The 21,537-nt window shown below is 64.0% G+C and carries 22 protein-coding genes; 12 read left to right on the top strand and 10 right to left on the bottom strand.

What is annotated here, in order from left to right; genetic code table 11:
* Positions 1 to 8: 8 nt before the first annotated feature.
* The 7 genes from leuD to grpE all read right to left on the bottom strand — a co-directional run bounded on the left by leuD (position 9) and on the right by grpE (position 7,318).
* Complete coding sequence (gene leuD, locus ACSQ3Q_RS17125; RefSeq protein ID WP_436135537.1) at positions 9 to 659, bottom strand: 3-isopropylmalate dehydratase small subunit; 651 nt, start codon at positions 657 to 659, stop codon at positions 9 to 11.
* An 18-nt stretch (positions 660 to 677) separates the two neighbouring features.
* The gene (locus ACSQ3Q_RS17120) at positions 678 to 806 is read right to left on the bottom strand and encodes an entericidin A/B family lipoprotein (protein ID WP_436135536.1); all 129 of its coding nucleotides are present in this window, start codon (positions 804 to 806) and stop codon (positions 678 to 680) included.
* Positions 807 to 889: 83 nt separating this feature from the next.
* The gene (gene leuC, locus ACSQ3Q_RS17115; protein ID WP_436135535.1) at positions 890 to 2,311 is read right to left on the bottom strand and encodes a 3-isopropylmalate dehydratase large subunit; all 1,422 of its coding nucleotides are present in this window, start codon (positions 2,309 to 2,311) and stop codon (positions 890 to 892) included.
* Between the two features lie 30 nt (positions 2,312 to 2,341).
* Positions 2,342 to 3,298, bottom strand: a complete 957-nt coding sequence (locus ACSQ3Q_RS17110) for a LysR family transcriptional regulator (protein ID WP_436137021.1) — start codon at positions 3,296 to 3,298, stop codon at positions 2,342 to 2,344.
* A 200-nt stretch (positions 3,299 to 3,498) separates the two neighbouring features.
* Positions 3,499 to 4,644: a molecular chaperone DnaJ gene (dnaJ, locus tag ACSQ3Q_RS17105; protein ID WP_436135534.1), complete on the bottom strand. Its 1,146-nt coding sequence runs from the start codon at positions 4,642 to 4,644 to the stop codon at positions 3,499 to 3,501.
* An 85-nt stretch (positions 4,645 to 4,729) separates the two neighbouring features.
* Positions 4,730 to 6,679, bottom strand: coding sequence for a molecular chaperone DnaK (gene dnaK / locus ACSQ3Q_RS17100; RefSeq protein WP_436135533.1), 1,950 nt, complete (start codon positions 6,677 to 6,679; stop codon positions 4,730 to 4,732).
* Positions 6,680 to 6,766: 87 nt separating this feature from the next.
* Positions 6,767 to 7,318 carry a nucleotide exchange factor GrpE gene (grpE, locus tag ACSQ3Q_RS17095; RefSeq protein WP_436135532.1) on the bottom strand — a complete coding sequence of 184 codons (552 nt, stop codon included), beginning with the start codon at positions 7,316 to 7,318 and terminating at the stop codon, positions 6,767 to 6,769.
* Between the two features lie 318 nt (positions 7,319 to 7,636).
* Between grpE and rpsF the strand changes: the two genes are divergently transcribed.
* The 5 genes from rpsF to dnaB all read left to right on the top strand — a co-directional run bounded on the left by rpsF (position 7,637) and on the right by dnaB (position 10,735).
* Complete coding sequence (gene rpsF, locus ACSQ3Q_RS17090) at positions 7,637 to 8,071, top strand: 30S ribosomal protein S6 (RefSeq protein WP_409785448.1); 435 nt, start codon at positions 7,637 to 7,639, stop codon at positions 8,069 to 8,071.
* 14 nt (positions 8,072 to 8,085) lie between these two features.
* The gene (gene priB, locus ACSQ3Q_RS17085) at positions 8,086 to 8,376 is read left to right on the top strand and encodes a primosomal replication protein N (RefSeq protein ID WP_436135531.1); all 291 of its coding nucleotides are present in this window, start codon (positions 8,086 to 8,088) and stop codon (positions 8,374 to 8,376) included.
* A gap of 17 nt (positions 8,377 to 8,393) precedes the next feature.
* Positions 8,394 to 8,675, top strand: a complete 282-nt coding sequence (gene rpsR, locus ACSQ3Q_RS17080) for a 30S ribosomal protein S18 (RefSeq protein ID WP_005795932.1) — start codon at positions 8,394 to 8,396, stop codon at positions 8,673 to 8,675.
* A 12-nt stretch (positions 8,676 to 8,687) separates the two neighbouring features.
* A complete protein-coding gene (gene rplI / locus ACSQ3Q_RS17075) occupies positions 8,688 to 9,140 on the top strand; it encodes a 50S ribosomal protein L9 (RefSeq protein WP_436135530.1) in 453 nt (150 codons plus the stop codon).
* A gap of 170 nt (positions 9,141 to 9,310) precedes the next feature.
* The gene (gene dnaB / locus ACSQ3Q_RS17070) at positions 9,311 to 10,735 is read left to right on the top strand and encodes a replicative DNA helicase (protein ID WP_436135529.1); all 1,425 of its coding nucleotides are present in this window, start codon (positions 9,311 to 9,313) and stop codon (positions 10,733 to 10,735) included.
* Positions 10,736 to 10,870: 135 nt separating this feature from the next.
* Here the strand turns inward: dnaB and ACSQ3Q_RS17065 are convergent, their stop codons facing one another.
* The 3 genes from ACSQ3Q_RS17065 to ACSQ3Q_RS17055 all read right to left on the bottom strand — a co-directional run bounded on the left by ACSQ3Q_RS17065 (position 10,871) and on the right by ACSQ3Q_RS17055 (position 13,926).
* A complete protein-coding gene (locus tag ACSQ3Q_RS17065) occupies positions 10,871 to 12,646 on the bottom strand; it encodes a PhoH family protein (RefSeq protein ID WP_436135528.1) in 1,776 nt (591 codons plus the stop codon).
* 196 nt (positions 12,647 to 12,842) lie between these two features.
* Positions 12,843 to 13,328, bottom strand: a complete 486-nt coding sequence (locus ACSQ3Q_RS17060; RefSeq protein WP_436135527.1) for a peroxiredoxin — start codon at positions 13,326 to 13,328, stop codon at positions 12,843 to 12,845.
* 226 nt (positions 13,329 to 13,554) lie between these two features.
* Entirely contained in the window at positions 13,555 to 13,926 is a 372-nt protein-coding gene (locus tag ACSQ3Q_RS17055) for an Mth938-like domain-containing protein (protein ID WP_436135526.1), read from the bottom strand.
* A gap of 158 nt (positions 13,927 to 14,084) precedes the next feature.
* Between ACSQ3Q_RS17055 and ACSQ3Q_RS17050 the strand changes: the two genes are divergently transcribed.
* The 7 genes from ACSQ3Q_RS17050 (at position 14,085) to moaD (ending at position 21,502) form a co-directional block, all read left to right on the top strand.
* The gene (locus ACSQ3Q_RS17050) at positions 14,085 to 15,341 is read left to right on the top strand and encodes a pyridoxal phosphate-dependent aminotransferase (protein WP_436135525.1); all 1,257 of its coding nucleotides are present in this window, start codon (positions 14,085 to 14,087) and stop codon (positions 15,339 to 15,341) included.
* Positions 15,342 to 15,373: 32 nt separating this feature from the next.
* The gene (locus ACSQ3Q_RS17045; RefSeq protein ID WP_436135524.1) at positions 15,374 to 16,423 is read left to right on the top strand and encodes a DUF1176 domain-containing protein; all 1,050 of its coding nucleotides are present in this window, start codon (positions 15,374 to 15,376) and stop codon (positions 16,421 to 16,423) included.
* 79 nt (positions 16,424 to 16,502) lie between these two features.
* On the top strand, positions 16,503 to 17,837 hold the full coding sequence (locus tag ACSQ3Q_RS17040) for a homoserine dehydrogenase (protein WP_436135523.1): 1,335 nt from the start codon (positions 16,503 to 16,505) through the stop codon (positions 17,835 to 17,837).
* On the top strand, positions 17,837 to 19,276 hold the full coding sequence (gene thrC / locus ACSQ3Q_RS17035) for a threonine synthase (RefSeq protein ID WP_436135522.1): 1,440 nt from the start codon (positions 17,837 to 17,839) through the stop codon (positions 19,274 to 19,276). Before ACSQ3Q_RS17040 ends, thrC begins: the two co-directional genes overlap by 1 nt.
* 167 nt (positions 19,277 to 19,443) lie before the next feature.
* A complete protein-coding gene (gene mobB, locus ACSQ3Q_RS17030) occupies positions 19,444 to 20,001 on the top strand; it encodes a molybdopterin-guanine dinucleotide biosynthesis protein B (protein ID WP_436135521.1) in 558 nt (185 codons plus the stop codon).
* The gene (locus tag ACSQ3Q_RS17025; protein ID WP_436135520.1) at positions 19,998 to 21,251 is read left to right on the top strand and encodes a molybdopterin molybdotransferase MoeA; all 1,254 of its coding nucleotides are present in this window, start codon (positions 19,998 to 20,000) and stop codon (positions 21,249 to 21,251) included. The genes mobB and ACSQ3Q_RS17025 overlap by 4 nt, the downstream gene beginning before the upstream one ends.
* Positions 21,248 to 21,502 (top strand): molybdopterin converting factor subunit 1, encoded by a 255-nt coding sequence (moaD, locus tag ACSQ3Q_RS17020; RefSeq protein ID WP_436135519.1) that lies wholly within the window; start codon positions 21,248 to 21,250, stop codon positions 21,500 to 21,502. Before ACSQ3Q_RS17025 ends, moaD begins: the two co-directional genes overlap by 4 nt.
* Positions 21,503 to 21,537 lie beyond the last annotated feature (35 nt).

Here is a 21,537-nt window from a genome sequence, read left to right as displayed (position 1 = left end):
TCTGCGGCTCACGACACCATCGTGTGGGCTAGCCAGGGCTTGGCGGCCAGTCGCTCGGCCTCGAACGCCTTGATCTTGTCGGACTTGAGCAGGGTCAGGCCGATGTCGTCAAAACCGTTGAGCAGGCAGTACTTGCGAAAGGCGATCACGTCGAACGGGATCTCTTCGCCCTGGGGCCGCACGACGACCTGGCGTTCCAGGTCGATGGTGAGCTGGTAGCCGGGGAAGGCCGCCACTTCATCGAACAGCTGGGCCACAGTGGCCTCGGGCAACACGATGGGCAACAGGCCGTTCTTGAAGCAGTTGTTGAAGAAGATGTCAGCAAAGCTCGGTGCGATCACGGCGCGAAAGCCGAACTGGTCGAGCGCCCAGGGCGCGTGCTCGCGGCTCGAGCCGCAGCCGAAGTTCTTGCGCGCGATCAGCACGCTGGCGCCTTTGTAGCGCGGCTGGTTCAGCACGAAGTCGGGGTTGGGCTTGCGCGCTGACTCGGGGATGCCGGGCTCGCCCTTGTCCAGGTAGCGCCACTCGTCAAACAGGTTGGGGCCAAAGCCGGTCTTCTTGATCGACTTCAGGAACTGCTTGGGGATGATTGCGTCGGTATCGACGTTCTCGCGGTCCATCGGGGCAACTAGCCCCTTATGCACGGTGAATTTCTGCATGGTGTGGTGCTTACCTACTTACTTGTTGGCAGCGCGCTCAAGCGCGCCACCGGCCCGTTGAACATCCTGGCCCACACCCTTGACGGTGTTGCAGCCGGCCAGCAGGAAGGCCAGCGAGAGGGCGACAAATGCGGCGGTCTTTTTCATGGCAAGGCTCCTTCAGGCAGTGGAGAGGTCAACGGACAGTGATTGATCAATGAAATGGATGGTGGTGCCGGGCAGCAATCCGCTCACACGAACTGGCGCACATCCACGAAGTGGCCATGCACCGCAGCGGCGGCGGCCATCGCCGGGCTCACCAGGTGCGTGCGGCCGCCGGCGCCTTGGCGCCCTTCGAAGTTGCGGTTGCTGGTGGATGCGCAGCGCTCGCCGGGCTCCAGGCGGTCGGCGTTCATGGCCAGGCACATCGAGCAGCCGGGCTCGCGCCACTCGAAGCCCGCGGCCTTGAAGATCTGGTCGAGGCCTTCGCGCTCGGCCTGTTCCTTGACCAGGCCGGAGCCGGGCACCACCATGGCCAGCTTCACGTTACTGGCCACTTTGCGGCCCAGGTTCTTCACCACGGCGGCGGCTTCGCGCATGTCTTCGATGCGGCTGTTGGTGCACGAGCCGATGAACACCTTGTCGATAGTGATGTCGTTGATGGCCTTGCCGGGTGCAAGGCCCATATAGGTCAAAGCGCGTTCGATGGCGCCGCGCTTGTTGGCGTCCTTTTCCTTGTCCGGATCGGGCACGCGGGCGTCGATGCCCAGCACCATCTCGGGCGAGGTGCCCCAGGTGACCTGCGGCTGGATCTCGGCAGCATCGAGCTTGACCACGGTGTCGAACTGCGCGTCAGCATCGGAGTGCAGCGTCTTCCAGTACGCCACGGCGTGGTCCCATTCCACACCGGTGGGCGACAGGGGGCGGCCCTTCACGTAGTCGATGGTCTTGTCATCCACGGCGACCAGGCCCGCGCGCGCGCCGCCTTCGATGGCCATGTTGCACACGGTCATGCGGCCTTCCATGCTCAGGCTGCGGATGGCGGAGCCCGCGAACTCGATGGTGTAGCCGGTGCCGCCGGCCGTGCCGATCTTGCCGATGATGGCCAGTACGATGTCCTTGGCGGTCACACCCTTGGGCAGGGTGCCGTCCACCTGCACCAGCATGTTCTTGGCCTTCTTGGCCAGCAGCGTCTGCGTGGCCATCACGTGCTCGACCTCGCTGGTGCCGATGCCGTGGGCCAGCGCGCCGAAAGCACCGTGGGTGCTGGTGTGGCTGTCGCCGCACACGACCGTCATGCCCGGCAGGGTGGCGCCGTTTTCAGGGCCGATCACGTGCACGATGCCCTGGCGCTTGTGCATGAAGGGGAAAAACGCGGCCGGCGAGATGGTCGCCATGTTGTCGTTCAGCGTGGTGATCTGTTCCTTGCTGATCGGGTCGGTGATGCCGTCGTAGCCGTTTTCCCAGCCGGTGGTGGGCGTGTTGTGGTCGGCCGTGCCCACGATGGAGCTCATGCGCCAGACCTTGCGCCCCGCCTCGCGCAGGCCCTCGAACGCCTGCGGGCTGGTGACTTCGTGCACCAGATGGCGGTCGATGTACAGGACGGAGGTGCCGTCCTCTTCGGTGTGGACGACGTGCTCGTCCCAGATCTTGTCGTACAGGGTGCGTCCCATGGCGTGCTTTCTTTCGGGGGGTGGGTGATTTTAGGGCTGGGGCTCGGCCGCGTCGGCGGCTGGGGTGCGGGGCGCCAGGTGCTCGGCCAGCAGGCGCGCTGTTACGGGCAGAGCGTCGAAGTCGCGGGCCACCACGCGCAGTTCGCGGCGGGCCCAGGCATCGGTGAGGGGGATGGCCACCAGGCGGCCCACGCCGCGCATCAGCTCAAATGCCCGGTCGGGCAGCAGGCCTACACCCAGACCGTTGTCGATCATGCGGCACATGGCGTCAAGCCCGGTGACCTGGATGCGCTGGCGCAAGGGGCGGCCTGCTGCGGCCGCAGCCGCGCGCATGGCCAGGCTGATGCTGCTGTTGGCGTGCAGGCCGACGATGTCCCAATCCAGCAATTCATCAAAATTGATAGCAGAGTATCCAGACAGATCATGCGCTAGCGGCACAACCAACACCAAATTGTCGGCGCGGTAGGGGCGGCTTTGTAAATCCAGTGTGCCGTTGCCACTGGCCATGCCGACGTTGCAGATACCCAGGTCGGCAGCGCCTTCCTGCACTGCATGCAGCACGTCGCTGGAGAGGTGCTCCTGCAGGTCGATCTTGATCTGACTGTGCTCGCGCGCAAAGGCGCCCAAGTCTTCGGGCAGAAACTGGAAGATGGCCGAGATGTTGGCGTGCATGCGCACATGCCCGCGCACGCCGTCGGCGTATTCACTGAGCTCGCCCTGCATGCGCTCCAGGCCAAAAAGCACCGTGCGCGCGTGGTGCAGCAGGCTCTCGCCCGCGGGCGTCAACGTCACGCCGCGGCTATGGCGGTAGAGCAGGGCGGTGTCCACCGCGGTTTCCAGGTCCGACAGGCGCTTGCTGACGGCCGACGCGGCGATGAACTCCCGCTCCGCCGCGCGGCCGATGCTGCCGAGCTCGCACACCGCCACAAACAACTGCAGCGAGGTGAGGTCAATGCGGCGCGCAAAACTGCGCTCGGAGCTTTTCATCGAATGTGGGGGCTGTACTTCTCGTTTGGAGAAGGCGTTGCCATATTTTCCTATAAAAGGACCCTCGTCGTCATCGCGTACCGCGATGTCGTCCATCGCGGGTGCGGCCTTCTTGCGGCAAGCAGGCAAGAAAAAACCGCACGGGCTTCATGGCGCCGTGCGGTTTTTTTGCGAGGAACTGACTCTGAATGCAGGTCAGATCAGCTGAAGAAGTTCTTCAAGCGGTCCGTCCAGCTCTCGCCGCTGGGCGAGTGGCGTCCGCCACCTTTCTTGAGCGACTCTTCCAGCTCGCGCAGCAGCTTGCGCTGGTGCTCGGTCAGCTTGACGGGTGTCTCTACTGCAATGTGGCAATACAGATCGCCGGGGTAGCTGGCGCGCACGCCCTTGACGCCCTTGCCGCGCAGGCGGAACTGCTTGCCGGCCTGGGTGCCTTCGGGGATGTCGATGGCGGCCTTGCCTTGCAGCGTCGGCACCTCGATCTCGCCGCCGAGCGCGGCTGTGATGAAGCTCACCGGCACCTGGCAGTGCAGATCGTCGCCATCCCGCTCGAAGATGTCGTGTTTCTTCAGGCGGATCTCGATGTACAGGTCACCCGGCGGCCCGCCATTGGTGCCCGGCTCACCGTTGCCGGTGCTGCGGATGCGCATGCCGTCGTCGATGCCCGCAGGGATCTTCACTTCCAGCGTCTTTTGCTTCTTGAGCTTGCCCTGGCCGTGGCAGGTGGTGCAAGGCTCAGGAATGATCTTGCCCGTGCCGCGGCAGTGCGGGCAGGTCTGCTGAACACTGAAGAAGCCCTGGCGCATCTGCACGGTGCCTGCGCCCTGGCAGGTTCCGCAGGTCTTGGCGCTGGTACCAGGTTTGGCGCCGCTGCCGTGGCAGGTGTCGCAGCTCTCCCACGACGGGATGCGGATCTGGGCGTCCTTGCCGCGTGCGGCTTCCTCGAGTGTGACCTCCATCGCGTAGCTGAGGTCGTTGCCGCGGTAGACCTGTCGGCCGCCTGCACCCCGCCCACGTCCGCCCTGTTGGCCGAACATGTCGCCAAAGATGTCGCCAAACGCTTCGGCAAATCCGCCAAAACCTTCTGCGCCTGGCCCACCGGGGCCGCGCATGTTGGGGTCGACCCCGGCGTGGCCATACTGGTCGTAAGCCGCCCGCTTTTGCGGGTCGGAGAGCATCTCGTAGGCCTCTTTGGCCTCCTTGAATTTCTCCTCGGCAGGCTTGGCCGCGTCACCCTGATTGCGGTCAGGGTGGTGCTTCATCGCCAGCTTGCGATAGGCCTTCTTGATCTCTTCGTCCGAGGCGTTTTTGGGAACACCCAGGATTTCGTAAAAGTCTCTTTTGGACATGGTCTTTCTGAGCCCGGTTGGAACAGTAACGCCGCGCAGGCACCGTCAACGGCACCGCGCGGCGGCTGGGGTCAACGGGGGCGGATCAGCCCTTCTTGACTTCCTTGACTTCGGCATCGACGACGTTGTCGTCGTCGGCTGGCTTGGCCGAAGATGCGGAGGCCGAAGCACCTGCATCAGCACCACCGGCAGCCTGGGCGGCCTGTGCCGCTTGGGAGTCGGCGTACATCTTTTCGCCCAGCTTCTGGCTGGCGGACATCAGCGCGGTCGTCTTCTCGTCGATCGCGGCCTTGTCTTCGCCCTTCAGGACTTCTTCCAGAGCCTTCACTGCAGTGGTGATCGCTTCCTTCTCGCCGGCGTCGAGCTTGTCGCCGTGTTCGGCCAGGCTCTTGTTCACGCTGTGCACAGCGGCTTCGCCCTGGTTGCGGGCTTGCACCAATTCGAGCTTCTTCTTGTCGTCGGCAGCGTTCAGCTCGGCGTCTTTCACCATTTGCTGAATTTCTTCTTCCGACAGACCGGAGTTGGCCTTGATGGTGATCTTGTTTTCCTTGCCCGTGCCCTTGTCCTTGGCGCCCACGTGCAGGATGCCGTTGGCATCGATGTCGAACGAGACTTCGATCTGCGGGACACCGCGCGCTGCCGGTGGAATGCCTTCCAGGTTGAACTCGCCCAAGAGCTTGTTGCCCGATGCCATTTCACGCTCGCCCTGGTAGACCTTGATGGTCACGGCAGGCTGGTTGTCGTCGGCCGTCGAGTAGGTCTGCGCAAACTTGGTCGGGATGGTCGTGTTCTTCTGGATCATCTTGGTCATGACGCCACCCAGGGTTTCAATACCCAGAGACAGCGGTGTCACGTCCAGCAGCAGCACGTCCTTGCGGTCGCCCGATAGCACCTGGCCCTGGATCGCAGCGCCTACGGCCACGGCTTCGTCGGGGTTCACGTCCTTGCGGGGTTCCTTGCCGAAGAATTCCTTGACCTTCTCTTGCACCTTGGGCATGCGGGTCATGCCGCCGACCAGGATCACGTCATGGATGTCGGACACCGACACGCCAGCGTCCTTGATCGCCATGCGGCAAGGAGCGATGGTGCGCTCGATCAGCTCTTCCACCAGTTGCTCCAGCTTGGAGCGGGTCAGCTTGATGTTCAAGTGCTTCGGACCCGATGCATCGGCGGTCACGTAAGGCAGGTTGATGTCGGTCGAGGCCGAGTTCGACAGCTCGATCTTGGCCTTCTCGGCCGCTTCCTTCAGGCGCTGCAGGGCCAGAACGTCGTTCTTGAGGTTGACGCCCGATTCCTTCTTGAACTCTTCAATGATGAAATCGATGATGCGCTGGTCGAAGTCTTCGCCGCCCAGGAAGGTGTCGCCATTGGTCGACAGCACTTCGAACTGCTTTTCGCCGTCCACGTCCGCGATTTCGATGATGGACACGTCGAACGTGCCGCCACCCAGGTCATACACGGCGATCTTGCGGTCGCCCTTTTCCTGCTTGTCGAGGCCAAAGGCCAGGGCAGCCGCGGTAGGCTCGTTGATGATGCGCTTGACGTCCAGGCCTGCAATGCGGCCGGCGTCCTTGGTGGCCTGGCGCTGGGCGTCGTTGAAGTACGCAGGCACGGTGATGACGGCTTCCGTCACGGGCTCGCCCAGGTAGTCTTCGGCCGTCTTCTTCATCTTGCGCAGGATGTCGGCAGACACCTGCTGGGCCGACAGCTTGTTGCCGCGCACTTCGATCCAGGCGTCGCCATTGTCAGCGGCCACGATCTTGTAGGGCATCAGGTCGATGTCCTTCTGTACTTCTTTTTCGGTGAACTTGCGGCCGATCAGGCGCTTGACAGCGTAGAGCGTGTTCTTGGGGTTCGTCACGGCCTGGCGCTTGGCCGAGGCGCCGACGAGGATTTCGCCGTCTTCCTGGTAAGCCACGATCGAAGGCGTGGTGCGGGCGCCTTCGCTGTTCTCGATCACGCGCGTCGTGTTGCCTTCCATGATGGACACGCAGCTGTTGGTGGTGCCGAGGTCAATGCCGATGATTCTTCCCATGATTTTTTTCTCCTGATGCTGGAATGGTTTGGATGGCTAGTAACTTGTGGATAACCGGTGGCGGTTCAAGTCGTCGGGCTGGCTTTTTTATTTGGGCGCGGCCACGGTGACTAGGGCCGGACGCAGGACGCGGTCCGCAATCACATAGCCTTTTTGCAGCACTGCGACCACGGTGTTGGCTTCTTGCTCTGCCGGGACAACGCTGATGGCCTGGTGCTGGTGCGGATCGAACTTAGCACCCGCCTCGGGGTTGATGGCCAGCACCTTGTTGCGCTCCAGCGCCGAAGTCAGCTGGCGCAGGGTGGCGTCGGCGCCCTCGCGCAGCTGCTGGGGCGTGGCTTCCTTGATGCCGAGGGCGGCATCCAGGCTGTCGGCCACGGGCAGCAGGCTCTCGGCAAAACTTTCGATGCCGAACTTGCGGGCCTTGGACACTTCGTCTTCGGCACGGCGGCGGGCGTTTTCGGCCTCGGCCTTGGCGCGCAGGAACTGGTCGGCCAGTTCGGCGCTTTTGGCCTTGAGCTCGGCCAACTCGCCCTGCAGCCGTGCCAGCTCGTCGGAGGCGTGGGCAGCCATGGCAGCTTCAACTTCTTCGGGGGCGGGGGCGCTCTGGGGGGGGATGGGTTGGCTGGTGTCTGACATGTTTGGGTCTGAAGGTGGATAAACAGTGAGTCCGCGCGGGATTTGGGGACATGCCCGGGCATTTCAAGGTCTGGCGAAGGGGCATGAGGCACAAAGCCCTCGCCCGACGCGTTTTGCTGTATTGCATGTCGCGCCGAACAGCAGATTTACAAGGGCGCGGTGCCCGAGCGGCCCAGGTTCCGTCGGCCAGGCGCGGGTCTGATCGCTCGTGAAAACGCCCAGAGTGTACAAGTGGTTGCGAGCGGGCTATAATCGCCGGCTTTGCCTTGCCACACTGCTTCTAGACGCAGCAGGTGGTCTTACCCAAAAGGAGTATGCATGCGTCATTACGAAATCATTTTGTTGATCCATCCGGATCAAAGCGAACAAGTTCCAGCCATGCTGGAGCGCTACAAGGGCATGATCACCGCTGGCGGTGGCAAGGTGCACCGTGTGGAAGACTGGGGCCGCCGTCAACTGGCGTACCTGATCAACAAGCTGGCCAAGGCCCACTACCTGTGCGTGAACATCGAAGCCGACCAAGCTGTGATGGCTGAACTGGAGCACGCCTTCAAGTTCAACGACGCCGTGCTGCGCCACCTGACGGTTCAAAAGAAGAAGGCCGATGCAGGTCCCTCTTCGATGATGAAGACCGTCGAGCGCGAAGAAGCCCGCAAGGCCAGCCAAGCTGAATACGCAGCTGCTGGCGGTGAGCGCGGCGAGCGTCCTGATCGCGCCGAGCGCCAGGAACGTCCAGAGCGCGCCGAGCGCTGATCCAGCCCGTTGGAGTGGAGAACCGCGTTGTCTTGACCGCTTGTATCGCAGAGGCTGAAGCCCTGCGCTACACGCCCGCCGGACTGCCTGCCCTCACGCTGCGACTCGAACACGAGTCCCAGCAAACCGAAGCAGGCAACCCCCGTGAAGTCAAGGCCGCCATGAAAGCCGTTGCATTTGGTGCGATGGCTGAGCGTCTGGCAAGGCAGAACATCGGAAGTCTCTGGACTTTCAGTGGATTTCTAGCCACCCCGCGCAATGGCAAGACCGCAGTGCTGCACATCCAGGATATTCAACAAAATTAATTTGCAAGGGGTCCGCAATGGCCACGTTCAAGAAGTTCAACAAAGACAAGCGCCCAAAGCGCAACACCCAGTCCCTGCTGTTCAAGCGCAAGCGCTTTTGCCGCTTCACGGTGACCGGTGTTGAAGAAATCGACTACAAGGATGTCGACACGCTGCGCGATTTCATCGCCGAAAACGGCAAGATCATCCCCGCACGCCTGACCGGCACGCGCGCCATCTTCCAGCGTCAGCTGAACACCGCCATCAAGCGCGCGCGCTTCCTGGCCCTGGTGCCTTACAGCGACCAGCACAAGATCTAAGGAGCACAACCCATGCAAATCATTCTGCTCGACAAGGTTGTGAACCTCGGCAACCTGGGTGAAATCGTCAAGGTCAAGGACGGCTACGCTCGCAACTTCCTGATCCCTTCGGGCCGCGCACGCCGCGCCACCGAATCGGCCAAGGCTGAGTTCGAAGCCAAGCGCGCTGAACTCGAAAAGGCAGCAGCTGCCAAGCTGGCTGAAGCCCAAGCCCAAGGCGAAAAGCTGGCCGGCACCACCGTCAAGCTGACGCAAAAGGCTGGCGTGGACGGCCGTCTGTTTGGTTCTGTGACCAACCACGACATCGCCGAAGAGCTGAACAAGCAAGGCTACAAGGTTGCGAAGTCGCAAGTCCGCCTGCCCAACGGCCCTATCAAGGTCGTGAGCGAAACCGCTGTGAGCGTGGCTCTGCACACCGACGTGGTGGTGGAAGTCAACGTGTCGGTCTACGGCGAAACCGCCTGATCGTCACCCAGTGACCTGTGCAGAAGCCGCCCCCGGGCGGCTTTTGTCTTTGGGTCACCGATTTTTGTACAGGGTTGCCCACGGGCAGTCCACGAGTTACCCACAGGCTTATCCCCGTGCGCGCAACGCGAAACGGGGACCTGCGTTCAGCCTTTGTCCGGAGTACCGTCATGTCCGCAGTGTTCCCGCCCCTCGAGGAAAGTAGCTACGTGCCCCCCGCGCCGCCGCCCGACCGGGAAGTGGCGCAGCTGCGCGTGCCGCCACACTCCATCGAAGCCGAATCGAGCGTGCTGGGGGGGCTGCTGCTGGACAACAATGCCTGGGACCGGGTGGGCGATCTGCTGGTAGAGAGCCACTTCTACCGCCATGAGCACCAAATGATCTACACGGCCATCGGTGCGCTGGTCAACGCCAGCAAGCCGGCCGACGTGATCACGGTGTTCGAGCACCTTCAGAACCAGGGCAACGCGCAGGAGATGGGTGGCCTTGCTTACCTCAACAACCTGGCGCAGTACGTGCCCAGCGCGAGCAACATCCGGCGCTATGCCGAGATCGTGCGTGAGCGTGCCATCCTGCGTAAGCTGGTGACGGCCAGCGATGAAATCTCTACCAACGCTTTCAATCCCCAGGGCAAGACGGTAGAGCGCATCCTGGACGAGGCCGAGGCCAAGATTTTTGCGATCGGCGAGGAGGGCTCGCGCACCAAACAAGGCTTCCAGTCGCTGGACACGCTGGTGATCGAGCTGCTCGACCGGGTCCAGGAAATGGCCGACAACCCGGTGGATGTGACCGGCGTGCCCACAGGCTTTGCCGATCTCGACCGCATGACCAGCGGCCTGCAGGCGGGCGACATGGTGGTGCTCGCGGCGCGTCCGTCGATGGGCAAGACATCCTTTGCGGTGAACATTGCCGAGCACGTCGCCCTCAACGAAGGGCTGCCGGTCGCCATCTTCTCGATGGAAATGGGCGCGGCCCAACTGGCGGTGCGTATCGTGGGCTCCATTGGCCGGGTGAACCAGGGCAATCTGCGCACCGGCAAGCTTACCGACGATGAATGGCCGCGCCTGACGGAAGCCATCGAGAAGCTGCGCACGGTGTCGCTGCACATCGACGAATCCCCGGGCCTCACGCCCGGCGAGCTGCGCGCCAATGCCCGGCGCCTGGCGCGCCAGTGCGGCAAGCTCGGCCTGATCGTGGTGGATTACCTGCAGCTGATGAGCGGCTCGGGCTCGTCGAGCTCTGACAACCGGGCGACCGAACTCGGGGAAATCTCCCGGGGCCTCAAGATGCTGGCCAAGGAGCTGCAGTGCCCGGTCATCGCGCTCTCCCAGCTCAACCGCTCGGTTGAGCAGCGGACCGACAAGCGCCCCATGATGTCCGACCTGCGCGAGTCCGGCGCCATCGAGCAGGATGCCGACATCATCATGTTCATCTACCGCGACGACTACTACAACAAGGACTCCAAGGAGCCCAACGTGGCCGAGATCATCATCGGCAAGCAGCGTAACGGCCCCACCGGCACCGTGAAGCTGTTCTTCCAGAAGAACCAGACCCGTTTCGAGAACCTGGCGATGGGTTCGGGCGACGATTACTAGTAAAAATAGCCGGCAGCGCTTGATGGATAAGCGCTGGAAGCTATTATATTTATAGCAAAGCCCGGTGGCTGCCGAAGCAGACAACCGGGCTTGCAAGATGCGTCAGGACGGGTCGCGCCGCCCTGCGCCAGAGCGCTAGAGCACTTCGCTCGCGAAGTCCGCCAACCGTGAACGCTCGCCGCGCGCCAGGGTGATGTGCCCGCTGTGCGGCCAGCCCTTGAAGCGGTCCACCGCGTAGGTCAGGCCGGATGAGCCTTCGGTGAGGTAGGGCGTGTCGATCTGTGCCAGATTGCCCATGCAGATGATCTTGGTGCCAGGGCCGGCGCGGGTGATCAGCGTCTTCATCTGCTTGGGCGTCAGGTTTTGCGCTTCGTCGATGATCACGTACTTGTTCAGGAAGGTGCGCCCGCGCATGAAGTTCATGCTCTTGATCTTGATGCGGCTCCTGATCAGCTCGTTGGTAGCCGCCCGGCCCCATTCGCCGGCATTGCCGCCATCGCCCTTGGCCAAAAATTCGAGGTTGTCGTCCAGGGCGCCCATCCAGGGGCCCATCTTCTCTTCTTCGGTACCGGGCAAGAAGCCGATGTCCTCGCCCACGCTCACCGTGGCGCGGGTCATGATGATCTCGGTGTAGCGGCGGTCGTCCAGCACCTGCGTCAGGCCCGCGGCCAGCGCCAGCAGGGTCTTGCCGGTGCCGGCGGTGCCGGTCAAGGTCACAAAGTCGATGTCGGGGTCCATGAGCAGGTTCATGGCGTAGTTCTGCTCGCGGTTGCGCGTGGTCACGCCCCACACCGCGTGCTTGGCCGAGCCGTAGTCCTTGAGCGTCTGCAGCACCGCGGTCTTCTCGCGGATTTCGCTCACGCGGGCAAACAGGCTGGGCTCGCCGGGCGCTTCAAAGTACACGAACTGATTGATCATCAGCTGCGGCACGATGGGGCCGCCGATGCGGTAGTACGTGTGTGCGCCGTTCTGCCAGCTCTCCACATTCTTGCCGCTCTTGGCCCAGAAATCCGGGGGCAGGGCCAGTACGCCGGCGTAGAGCAGGTCGCCGTCTTCCAGCGTCTTGTCGTTTTGGTAGTCCTCGGCGTTCAGGCCCAGCGCGCGCGCCTTGACGCGCATGTTGATGTCCTTGGACACCAGCACCACTTCGCGCGGCGCGTGCTCCTTGCGCAGGGCCTCGACCACACCCAGGATCTGGTTGTCGGCCTTGCCCGGAGGCAGGCTGGTGGGCAGGCTGTAGTCGAGCGGCGCCGTCTGGAAGTACAGGCACCCACCGGCGGCGCGCTGGCCGGTGGAATCGAGCTTGAGGCCCTTGGCAATGTCGGCACCCTGCACACCGGCAAGCGCATCCAGCGTGCGGCTGGTCTGGCGGCCATTGCGGGCGACTTCGGTCATGCCCTTCTTGTGGCCGTCCAGCTCTTCCAGCACGATCATCGGCAGGAAGATGTCGTGCTCTTCAAAGCGGAACAGGCTGGTGGGGTCGTGCAGCAGGACGTTGGTGTCCAGCACAAAAAGCTTGCTCGGGCCCTGTGGCCGGCTGCGCTTGGTGCGGCTGGCCGACGATGGCGCCGCAACTGCGGGGGCTGGTGCTACGGTGGCAGTGACCGACGAGCGTGCTGGCGTCTTGCGGCCTGTGCTGCGTGCGGCCGGCGCTGCTGCGGGCTCTGCGCGAGCGCGGGTGGCGGTGCTGGCACGCTCTGGCGCCGAAGATGTGGCGCTGGCCACCACCTGCAGCGGCGCACGTTCGATGGCGGCTGCTTTGCGGCTCGTGGTGGCGCGGATGGGCGCCACCTCATTGACTGGTTCGGCCATGGCCACCGATGCGGCGGCTTTGCCGGGGCGGGCGGCCACATCGTAGGCCTCGGGGGCGAGGAGCGCGGCGCGCCGGCTGGGTGCGGGGGGCAGGGGCATGGTGGCAGGGCCTCGTTCAGAGTCGATGGATGGGTCTAGAAAGCAAAAAGCCGCCTGGAGGCCAAGGCGGCTTTGTTGGGGAAGGCAAACGTTGCGAAAACCTGGGGCATCGATCCATTATGCCTATTTCAGATGGCTGCTTTGGCAAAGCATCCAGGCTGTGGCGAGGATGCCTTGGTCTTGCGCCAGACGGCAATCAAGCAGCCTTTTTGAGGGCCTTGATGGACTTCACGGCCTTCAGAACTTCGTCCACATGGCCGGGGACCTTGAGGCCGCGCCATTCCTGGAACAGTGTACCGTCGGGGCCGATGAGGAAAGTGCTGCGCTCGATGCCCTTGACCTTCTTGCCGTACATGATCTTGTTCTTGACCACGCCGAACATGTGGCACATCTTCTCTTCGGTGTCAGCGATGAGTTCGAAGGGCAATTCCAGCTTTTCCTTGAACTCGTCGTGCGACTTCATGTTGTCGCGCGAGACGCCGAACACTGCGGCGCCTGCCTTCACGAAATCCTTGTACTTGTCACGGAACTGCATCGCTTCGGTGGTGCAGCCCGGGGTGTTGTCCTTGGGATAGAAGTAGAGCACCACCACTTGGCCAAGATGCGAGGTGTTGGAGACCTTGAGTCCACCGGTAGCGTTGGCTTCAAATTCGGGGAGGGGTTTGTTGACAACGATCGCCATAGCTCTTCAATCTCTCAGGATGTAGTCGTTGATAAGCCGGGGGAGCAGGTGTGTTATTGCTCTTGTAGGTGCCCCCGACCGCAACCCGAGATTTTACCCCGAAACCGATTGCTAACCAAATGTAAGACTGTGTGTCTGAGCTCTTGGGCCAGACGGGAAAACGCAGTTTGCAGAGGGGGTTTAGAAGTCTGTGCGCCCGCCTTTGCGCGGGCTCTAACGGCAGCGCTCAGACTTCAAGCAGCAGCGCGGCCACCACGTTGCGCCCTTCGCTCGCAAGGATGTTGTAAGTGCGGCAGGCGGCCGCGGTGTCCATGGTCTCCAGGCCCAGCCGCCGCTGCATGAGCGGGGCCAGCCAGGCCGGGGGTGGAAACCGGTTGCGCGTGCCGCTGCCGAAAATGATGAGCTCCCCCTCCAGTTCGGCCAGCTGCGCGAAATGCTCGGCCGTCAGGTCTTCAAACCGGGCGCAGGGCCAGGGCTTACGCAGGCCGTTGGAGCCCAGGATGACGCTGTGGGTGATCTTGTCTGCATCCACGCTGATCCAACCGGGGCCGTACCCATTGATGGATTGTGCGTTCGAGCGATCGGGCTGGAATTTCATGGGTGTGGAGAGCGCCGTGGCGAGCGGGGTGGTGAAGGCCGGCTTTCAGGTGGACCAGGGGCCGGTCGCACATTCGATCTGTGGTCAAATTATAGGTTTCGCCAAGGTGCTAGCCGCCCTGGCGCGCCACCTGGCCCCACTCCCTTCATCGTCAGCGCATGAAAACCGTCCAGAAATCCGCCAAGCTCGCCAACGTCTGCTACGACATCCGGGGGCCCATCATGGACGCGGCCAAGCAGATGGAGGAAGACGGGCACAAGATCATCAAGCTCAACATCGGCAACCTGGCCGTGTTCGGCTTTGATGCGCCAGAAGAGATCCAGCTGGACATGATCCGCAATCTGCCCAATTCGGCAGGCTACTCGGACAGCAAGGGCATCTTCGCGGCGCGCAAGGCCGTGATGCACGAGACGCAAAAGCAGGGCATCAAGGGCGTGATGCTGGACGACATCTACCTGGGCAATGGCGCCAGCGAACTGATTGTGATGGCGACCAACGCGCTGCTCGACAACGGCGACGAGTTGCTGCTGCCCTCGCCCGACTACCCGCTGTGGACGGCCGCGGCCAGCCTGTCGGGCGGCACGCCGGTGCACTATCTGTGCGACGAAGCCAATGGCTGGATGCCCGACCTGGCCGACATCCGCGCCAAGATCACGCCCCGCACGAAGGGCATCGTGGTCATCAATCCCAACAACCCCACCGGCGCGCTGTACTCCGATGAGCTCCTCAAGGGCATTGTCGGCATCGCCCGCGAGCATGGCCTTGTGATCTTTGCCGACGAGGTGTACGACAAGGTGCTGTACGACGGCGCCAAGCACACGGCCATCGGTTCGCTGAGCGAGGACGTGCTCACGCTCACGTTCAACTCGCTCTCCAAAAGCTACCGCTCTTGCGGGTACCGCGCGGGCTGGCTGGTGGTGTCGGGCGACAAGAAACCTGCCAAGGACTACATCGAGGGCTTGAACATGCTCTCGAACATGCGCCTGTGCGCCAACGTGCCCGGTCAGTGGGCGGTGCAGACCGCACTGGGGGGCTACCAGAGCATCAACGAACTGGTGGGCGAAGGTGGGCGCCTGCGCAAGCAGCGCGATCTGGCGTACGAACTCATCACGGCCATCCCGGGCGTGACCTGCGTCAAGCCCCAGGCGGCCTTGTACATGTTCCCGCGCCTGGACCCCGCCGTGTACCCCATCGAGAATGACCAGCAGTTCTTCCTTGAACTGCTGCAGGAAACCAAAGTCATGCTGGTGCAGGGCACCGGCTTCAACTGGGCAGCGCCCGACCATTTCCGCATCGTTTTCCTGCCCCACGAAGACGATCTGCGCGATGCCATCGGCCGCGTGGCACGCTTCCTCGAGCAGTACCGCAAGCGCCAGCAGGCGGCCGCTGTGGCGGTTGCCGCCGCGGCCGGCTGAAGACGCGGCACGTCTCCCACACGAGACCTCCCATGCACATCCGCCCAGCTGCTGACCATGTCCGGGGTTTCCTGGCCCGTGCGGGGGCGTGCACGCTGGCGATGGCATTTGCAGCCTGCATGGCGCCCGCGAACGCCGCCGACCCCAAGACCGAGCCCGTCAGCTTTCAGCACAAGGATTGGGCCCTGCAATGCGACAACACCCGCACCTGCCGGGCGGTGGGCTACCAATCGGAAGACGGTGATTCGGAGCCTGTCTCCGTCCTCCTGACACGCCAGGCAGGCCCCAACGCACCCGTGCAGGTGGATTTGCAGGTCCATACCGAAAAGACTGAACTGGGAGCGCTCGAACTGCGGGTGGGCAAGGCCTCGGTGCGGGAACTGGAAGGCCACGACATTTCCCGAGTGCCAGCGGGCCAGGTGCCGCGCCTGCTGCAAGAGCTCCAGACGAACAGCGAAGCGACCGTGTTGGCGGGCAAGGACCAATGGACGCTGTCGCTCGCTGGCGCCAGTGCCGTCATGCTCAAAATGGACGAGGCTCAGGGCCGCGTCGGCACGCCCGGGGCGCTCGTGCGCCGTGGCACGCGCCCCGAATCGTCCGTGCTGCCGCCACTGCCCGCGCCGGTTGCCAAGACCTCCAAGCCCCTGCCCACGCGCCCGGGCGATGCCGCGTTGGCCAAGCCGCTGGTAGCAGCGCTGGACCGCTCCGGCGTCGACGGCCAGTGCAACGGCGACGACGCCTTCAACCCGGCCAATGTGCAGGTGTACCGCCTGACGGAGCGCAAGGTGCTGCTGTCCGTGCCCTGCGGCATGGGGGCGTACAACTTCAGCAGCCTGCTGTGGATGGCCAACGACCGGCCCCCCTACCAACCAGAGCCCCTGGCCGATGTAGACGGTGATTTCGATCCCGCCACCGGCAGCGTGCATTCGGCGATGAAGGGCCGCGGCATCGGCGACTGCTGGTGGGTGCGCCAGTGGCAGTTTGACGGGCGGGGCTTTGTGCGGACCAGCGAAGCGGGCGACAGCATGTGCCGCGGTTTTGCAGGCGGCGCGTGGCAATTGCCCACGTACGTCACGCGATGACGCCGCGCCCCGCCAGCTCGCCCCCGCCCCCGACGCCCGCCCCATTTTTCATCTTCCAACTCTTTCTTCCCCCATCGCTATGAAACCCATCCAAGTAGGCCTTCTGGGCATCGGCACCGTCGGCAGCGGCGTGTTCAACGTGCTCGCGCGCAACCAGGACGAGATCAGCCGCCGCGCCGGCCGCGGCATCGAGATCACCATGGTGGCCGACCTCGACGTAGACCGTGCCCGGGCCGCGGTGGGCGCCGACATCCAGGTCGTCAACGACGCCCGCGCCATCATCGCCAACCCCGACATCGACATCGTCATCGAGCTCATCGGCGGCTACGGCATCGCCCGTGCGCTGGTGCTCGAAGCCATTGCGGCTGGCAAGCACGTGGTCACCGCCAACAAGGCGCTGCTGGCCGTGCACGGCACCGAGATCTTCGCGGCCGCATCGGCCAAGGGCGTGATGGTGGCCTTCGAGGCCGCCGTGGCCGGTGGCATCCCCATCATCAAGGCGCTGCGCGAAGGCCTGACCGCCAACCGCATCCAGTGGATCGCCGGCATCATCAACGGCACCACCAACTTCATCCTGTCCGAGATGCGCAGCAAGGGCCTGGACTTCGACGTGGTGCTGAAAGAAGCGCAGCGCCTGGGCTACGCCGAGGCCGACCCCACCTTCGACATCGAAGGCGTGGACGCCGCGCACAAGGTCACGCTGATGAGCGCCATCGCCTTTGGCATCCCGGTGCAGTTCGACAAGGCCTATGTCGAGGGCATCACCAAGCTGGGTGCGGCCGACATCAAGTACGCCGAGCAACTGGGCTACCGCATCAAGCTGCTGGGCATCACCAAGCGTGCAGACAAGGGCATCGAGCTGCGCGTACACCCGAGCCTGGTGCCCAGCAAGCGCCTGATCGCCAACGTCGAAGGCGCCATGAACGCCGTGGTGGTGCAGGGCGATGCCGTGGGGACCACGCTGTACTACGGGAAGGGCGCGGGCAGCGAGCCCACCGCCAGCGCCGTGATTGCCGACCTGGTGGACATCACCCGCCTGGCCACCGCCGACCCGGAGCACCGCGTGCCGCACCTGGCCTTCCAGGCCAACACGCTGACCGACGCCATGGGTACGCTGCCCGTGCTGCCCATGAGCGAAGTGGTCACCAGCTACTACCTGCGCCTGCGCGTGGCCGACCAGGCTGGCGTGCTGGCCAAGGTTACCGGTCTGCTCGCTGAGGCCGGGGTGAGCATCGACGCGGTGCTGCAGCGCGAGGCTGACGAAGTGGGTGGCGAGGGCTCCACACAAACCGATCTCATCATCCTGACCCACGACACCCGCGAAGGCACCATGGACGCCGTGATCGCCCAGATGCAGGCCCTGCCCACGGTGCTGGCGCCCATCACGCGCATCCGCAAAGAGGAACTGAACTGATGCTGTACGTCTCCACCCGCGGCCATGCCGACCGCAAGCGTTTTTGCGACATCCTGCTCGAGGGCCTTGCGCCCGATGGCGGCCTGTACCTGCCCGAGCAGTACCCGAAGATCAGCGACGCCACCCTGACCAAGCTGCGCAAGGCCTACCACGAGCAGGGCTACGCCGAGCTGGCCTTCCAGATCCTGTCGCTCTACATCGACGACATCCCTGCCGCCGACCTGAAGGCCATCTGCGCGAAAACGTACACGGCGGAAGTCTTCGGCACCGGCGAGATCGTGCCCCTGCGCCACCTGGAAGACGGCCTGTGGCTTGAAGCCCTGTCCAACGGCCCCACGCTGGCCTTCAAGGACATGGCCATGCAGTTGCTGGGCAACCTGTTCGAATACGAACTGAACCGCCGTGGTGAAGAGCTCAACATCCTGGGTGCCACCAGCGGGGACACTGGCAGCGCGGCCGAATACGCCATGCGCGGTAAGCAGGGCGTGCGCGTCTTCATGACCAGCCCGCACGGCCGCATGAGCGCTTTCCAGCAAGCGCAGATGTTCAGCCTGCAGGACGAGAACATCCACAACATCGCCATCGAAGGCGTGTTTGATGATTGCCAGGACATCGTCAAGGCCGTGAGCAACGACCTCGAGTTCAAGCGCAAGTACAAGATCGGCACCGTTAACTCGATCAACTGGGCGCGCCTGTTGGCCCAGGTGGTGTACTACTTCGCGGGCTACATCCAGGCCACGGAGACCAACAACCAGAAGGTCAGCTTCACCGTGCCGTCGGGCAACTTCGGCAACGTGTGCGCAGGCCATGTGGCGCGTCAGATGGGCTTGCCCATCGACAAGCTGGTGGTGGCCACCAACGAGAACGATGTGCTCGACGAGTTCTTTCGCACCGGCGCCTACCGCGTGCGGGCTGCGGCCGATACGCACGAGACCTCAAGCCCGTCCATGGACATCAGCAAGGCCAGCAACTTCGAGCGGTTCATTTTTGACCTGCTGGGCCGCAACGGACAGCGCACGAACGCGTTGTTTGCCAAAGCGCTGCCCGCCTATGGCAGGTTCGACTTGAGCGCCGAACCGCTGTTTGCCGATGCGGCCAGCAAGTACGGTTTTGCGAGTGGCAAGAGCACGCATGCCGACCGCCTGGCCACCATCAAGGACACCTTCGAACGCTATGGCGTCACCATCGATACCCACACCGCCGACGGCGTGAAGGTGGCGCGCGAGCACCATGGCGATGCGTCGGTGCCGATGATCGTGCTGGAGACTGCGCTGCCGATCAAGTTTGCAGAGACCATCGTCGAAGCGCTGGGCCACGCGCCCGAGCGCCCTGCCAAGTTTGCGGGCATTGAAGACCTGCCCAAGCGCGTGCAGGTGATGCCCGCCAACGTGCAGTTGGTCAAGCAATACATCGAACGCCATTGCGCGCCAGCAAACTGACGGTTGCCGAGTCCGCGTACGGGCAGTCGCCGGCGCGAAAGGTCCCGGCCGCCATGTGGTGGTCGGGCAGGTACCGTGGAGTGCATTTTCCGCATCAAAATGGCCTCCAGCGCTTGATGTATAGCGCTGGTAGCTATAAAAATAGTAGCAAACCCAAGGAGCGATGGATGAAGGTGATCGGTTTTGCGGGTTTCTCAGGCAGTGGCAAGACCACGCTGGTCGAGCAGCTCATCCCCGAGCTGCGGCTGCGCGGCCTGCGGGTGTCGGTGGTCAAGCACGCGCACCACAGCTTTGACGTGGACCATCCGGGCAAGGACACCTACCGGCACCGCGAGGCAGGGGCCTTTGAGGTGGTGGCGGCATCCGACAAACGCCTGATGCTGGTGCGCGAGTTCGAACGCCCCGCCACGCTCAGCGTGCACCACCTGCTGGCCGAGCTGTACGCCGGCGTGGACTGGGTTTTGGTCGAAGGCTTCAAGGACAGCGACTTGCTCAAGATCGAGGTGTGGCGCGCGCCAGAGCCCGGGCAGCCCACCAAGCCGGTGCGTTACCCCGAAGACGATTTTGTCGTCGCCGTGGCCACCGACGCGCCCGGTGGCCTGCCCGCGCCCACCGGCCTGCCGGTACTGGACCTCAACGCGCCGTCGCAGATGGCGGACTGGCTCATCGCGCACCAGGAGCGTTTTGAGTACAACGCCGAACTCTATGGAGTCGATCTGGCATGAGCCTCCCGCCGCGCGCACCGATGAAACCCCTGGACCAGGCGCTGGCCGAGCTGCTGGCCCATGCCGCGCCGCTGCAGGGCGCAGAGACTGTCACCACCTTTGACGCCGACGGGCGCGTGCTGGCGCAAGACTGTGTCTCGGCGCTGCATGTGCCGCCGCAGGACAACAGCGCCATGGACGGCTATGCCGTGCGTGGTGCCGACGTGCCTGCCGCGGGCGCCGTGTTGCCCGTCTCGCAGCGCATCGCCGCCGGCAGCGCGGGCGAGCCGCTGGCACCCGGCACGGCGGCGCGCATCTTCACCGGCGCACCCGTTCCCGAGGGCGCGGACACCATCCTGATGCAGGAAGACTGCGAAGTCCTGGACGGCGAAGGCCTGGGCCGCGTGCGCGTGAATGTGCTGCCGCCCATCGGCCAATGGATCCGCCGCGCGGGCGAGGACATCACCCGCGGCGCCGTGGTGCTGGCGGCCGGCACGCGGCTGTCCCCGGCCGAGCTGGGCTTGGCCGCCAGCATCGGCCTGCACCAGCTGCAAGTGGCGCGCCGACCGCGCGTGGCATTGTTTTCGACCGGTGACGAACTGGTCATGCCCGGCGACGTACCGCCCGAGCAGATGCGGCCTGGCGCCATCTACAACAGCAACCGCTTCTTTTTGCGCGCGATGCTGCAACGCCTGGGCTGCGCCGTCACGGACTACGGCATCGTGCCCGACCGGCGCGACGCCACCATCGACGCCCTGCGTTCCGCCAGCGGCTCGCACGATCTGATCCTGACCAGCGGCGGTGTGTCGGTGGGCGAAGAAGACCACATCAAGCCCGCCGTCGAGTCACTGGGTTCGCTGGACCTGTGGCAAATCGCGATGAAGCCCGGCAAGCCCTTTGCCTATGGTCAGATTCCCCGGGCAGAGGGCGCTGCGCACTTCATGGGGCTGCCCGGCAACCCGGTGTCGAGCTTTCTGACCTTTGCGCTGCTGGTGCGGCCGTTCGTGCTGCGGCTGCAGGGTGTGCAGGATGTCGCCCCCCAATCCATCGCTGCCCGCGCTGATTTCACCTGGCCCAAAGCCGATAAACGCCGCGAATTTCTGCGCGTGCGGCACAACGCAGCCGGTGGGCTCGACCTGTTTTCCAACCAGAGCTCGGGCGTGCTCACCTCGGCCGCCTGGGGCGACGGCGTGATCGACAACCCGGCGGGGCAGACGATTGCCCCCGGCGATAGGGTGCGGTTCATTGCGTTTTCGGAGCTGCTGGGATGAACAAGGTCTCTGTGCGTTACTTTGCCTCCATCCGCGAGGCCATTGGGCAAGGCAGCGAGGCGGTCGAGACCTCGGCCGCCACGCTGGGTGCCCTGCGCGACGAACTGATTGCACGCGGCGGTGCCCATGCCAGCAGCCTTGCGCGCGGCCGGGCCGTGCGCATGGCGCTCAACCAGACCTTGAGCGATGAATCCGCCACCCTGGCCGATGGGGCCGAGGTGGCGTTTTTTCCGCCGGTGACGGGCGGCTAAGGGTTCGCTCTCTCGCGCTCTCTCGCGCGCTTGCA

The organism is Acidovorax sp. LjRoot129, assembly GCF_964253765.1.
Taxonomy (GTDB): domain Bacteria; phylum Pseudomonadota; class Gammaproteobacteria; order Burkholderiales; family Burkholderiaceae_C; genus Acidovorax.
Note: the sequence above shows the minus strand (reverse complement) of the source record. Positions and strands in the feature narration are given on the sequence as shown.

Excerpts from the sequence above, each read along its gene's own strand:
- leuD (WP_436135537.1), bottom strand. The coding sequence starts at position 659 with ATGCAGAAATTCACCGTGCATAAGGGGCTAGTTGCCCCGATGGACCGC.
- ACSQ3Q_RS17120 (WP_436135536.1), bottom strand. The coding sequence starts at position 806 with ATGAAAAAGACCGCCGCATTTGTCGCCCTCTCGCTGGCCTTCCTGCTG.
- leuC (WP_436135535.1), bottom strand. The coding sequence starts at position 2,311 with ATGGGACGCACCCTGTACGACAAGATCTGGGACGAGCACGTCGTCCAC.
- ACSQ3Q_RS17110 (WP_436137021.1), bottom strand. The coding sequence starts at position 3,298 with ATGAAAAGCTCCGAGCGCAGTTTTGCGCGCCGCATTGACCTCACCTCG.
- dnaJ (WP_436135534.1), bottom strand. The coding sequence starts at position 4,644 with ATGTCCAAAAGAGACTTTTACGAAATCCTGGGTGTTCCCAAAAACGCC.
- dnaK (WP_436135533.1), bottom strand. The coding sequence starts at position 6,679 with ATGGGAAGAATCATCGGCATTGACCTCGGCACCACCAACAGCTGCGTG.
- grpE (WP_436135532.1), bottom strand. The coding sequence starts at position 7,318 with ATGTCAGACACCAGCCAACCCATCCCCCCCCAGAGCGCCCCCGCCCCC.
- rpsF (WP_409785448.1), top strand. The coding sequence starts at position 7,637 with ATGCGTCATTACGAAATCATTTTGTTGATCCATCCGGATCAAAGCGAA.
- rpsR (WP_005795932.1), top strand. The coding sequence starts at position 8,394 with ATGGCCACGTTCAAGAAGTTCAACAAAGACAAGCGCCCAAAGCGCAAC.
- rplI (WP_436135530.1), top strand. The coding sequence starts at position 8,688 with ATGCAAATCATTCTGCTCGACAAGGTTGTGAACCTCGGCAACCTGGGT.
- dnaB (WP_436135529.1), top strand. The coding sequence starts at position 9,311 with ATGTCCGCAGTGTTCCCGCCCCTCGAGGAAAGTAGCTACGTGCCCCCC.
- ACSQ3Q_RS17065 (WP_436135528.1), bottom strand. The coding sequence starts at position 12,646 with ATGCCCCTGCCCCCCGCACCCAGCCGGCGCGCCGCGCTCCTCGCCCCC.
- ACSQ3Q_RS17060 (WP_436135527.1), bottom strand. The coding sequence starts at position 13,328 with ATGGCGATCGTTGTCAACAAACCCCTCCCCGAATTTGAAGCCAACGCT.
- ACSQ3Q_RS17055 (WP_436135526.1), bottom strand. The coding sequence starts at position 13,926 with ATGAAATTCCAGCCCGATCGCTCGAACGCACAATCCATCAATGGGTAC.
- ACSQ3Q_RS17050 (WP_436135525.1), top strand. The coding sequence starts at position 14,085 with ATGAAAACCGTCCAGAAATCCGCCAAGCTCGCCAACGTCTGCTACGAC.
- ACSQ3Q_RS17045 (WP_436135524.1), top strand. The coding sequence starts at position 15,374 with ATGCACATCCGCCCAGCTGCTGACCATGTCCGGGGTTTCCTGGCCCGT.
- ACSQ3Q_RS17040 (WP_436135523.1), top strand. The coding sequence starts at position 16,503 with ATGAAACCCATCCAAGTAGGCCTTCTGGGCATCGGCACCGTCGGCAGC.
- thrC (WP_436135522.1), top strand. The coding sequence starts at position 17,837 with ATGCTGTACGTCTCCACCCGCGGCCATGCCGACCGCAAGCGTTTTTGC.
- mobB (WP_436135521.1), top strand. The coding sequence starts at position 19,444 with ATGAAGGTGATCGGTTTTGCGGGTTTCTCAGGCAGTGGCAAGACCACG.
- ACSQ3Q_RS17025 (WP_436135520.1), top strand. The coding sequence starts at position 19,998 with ATGAGCCTCCCGCCGCGCGCACCGATGAAACCCCTGGACCAGGCGCTG.
- moaD (WP_436135519.1), top strand. The coding sequence starts at position 21,248 with ATGAACAAGGTCTCTGTGCGTTACTTTGCCTCCATCCGCGAGGCCATT.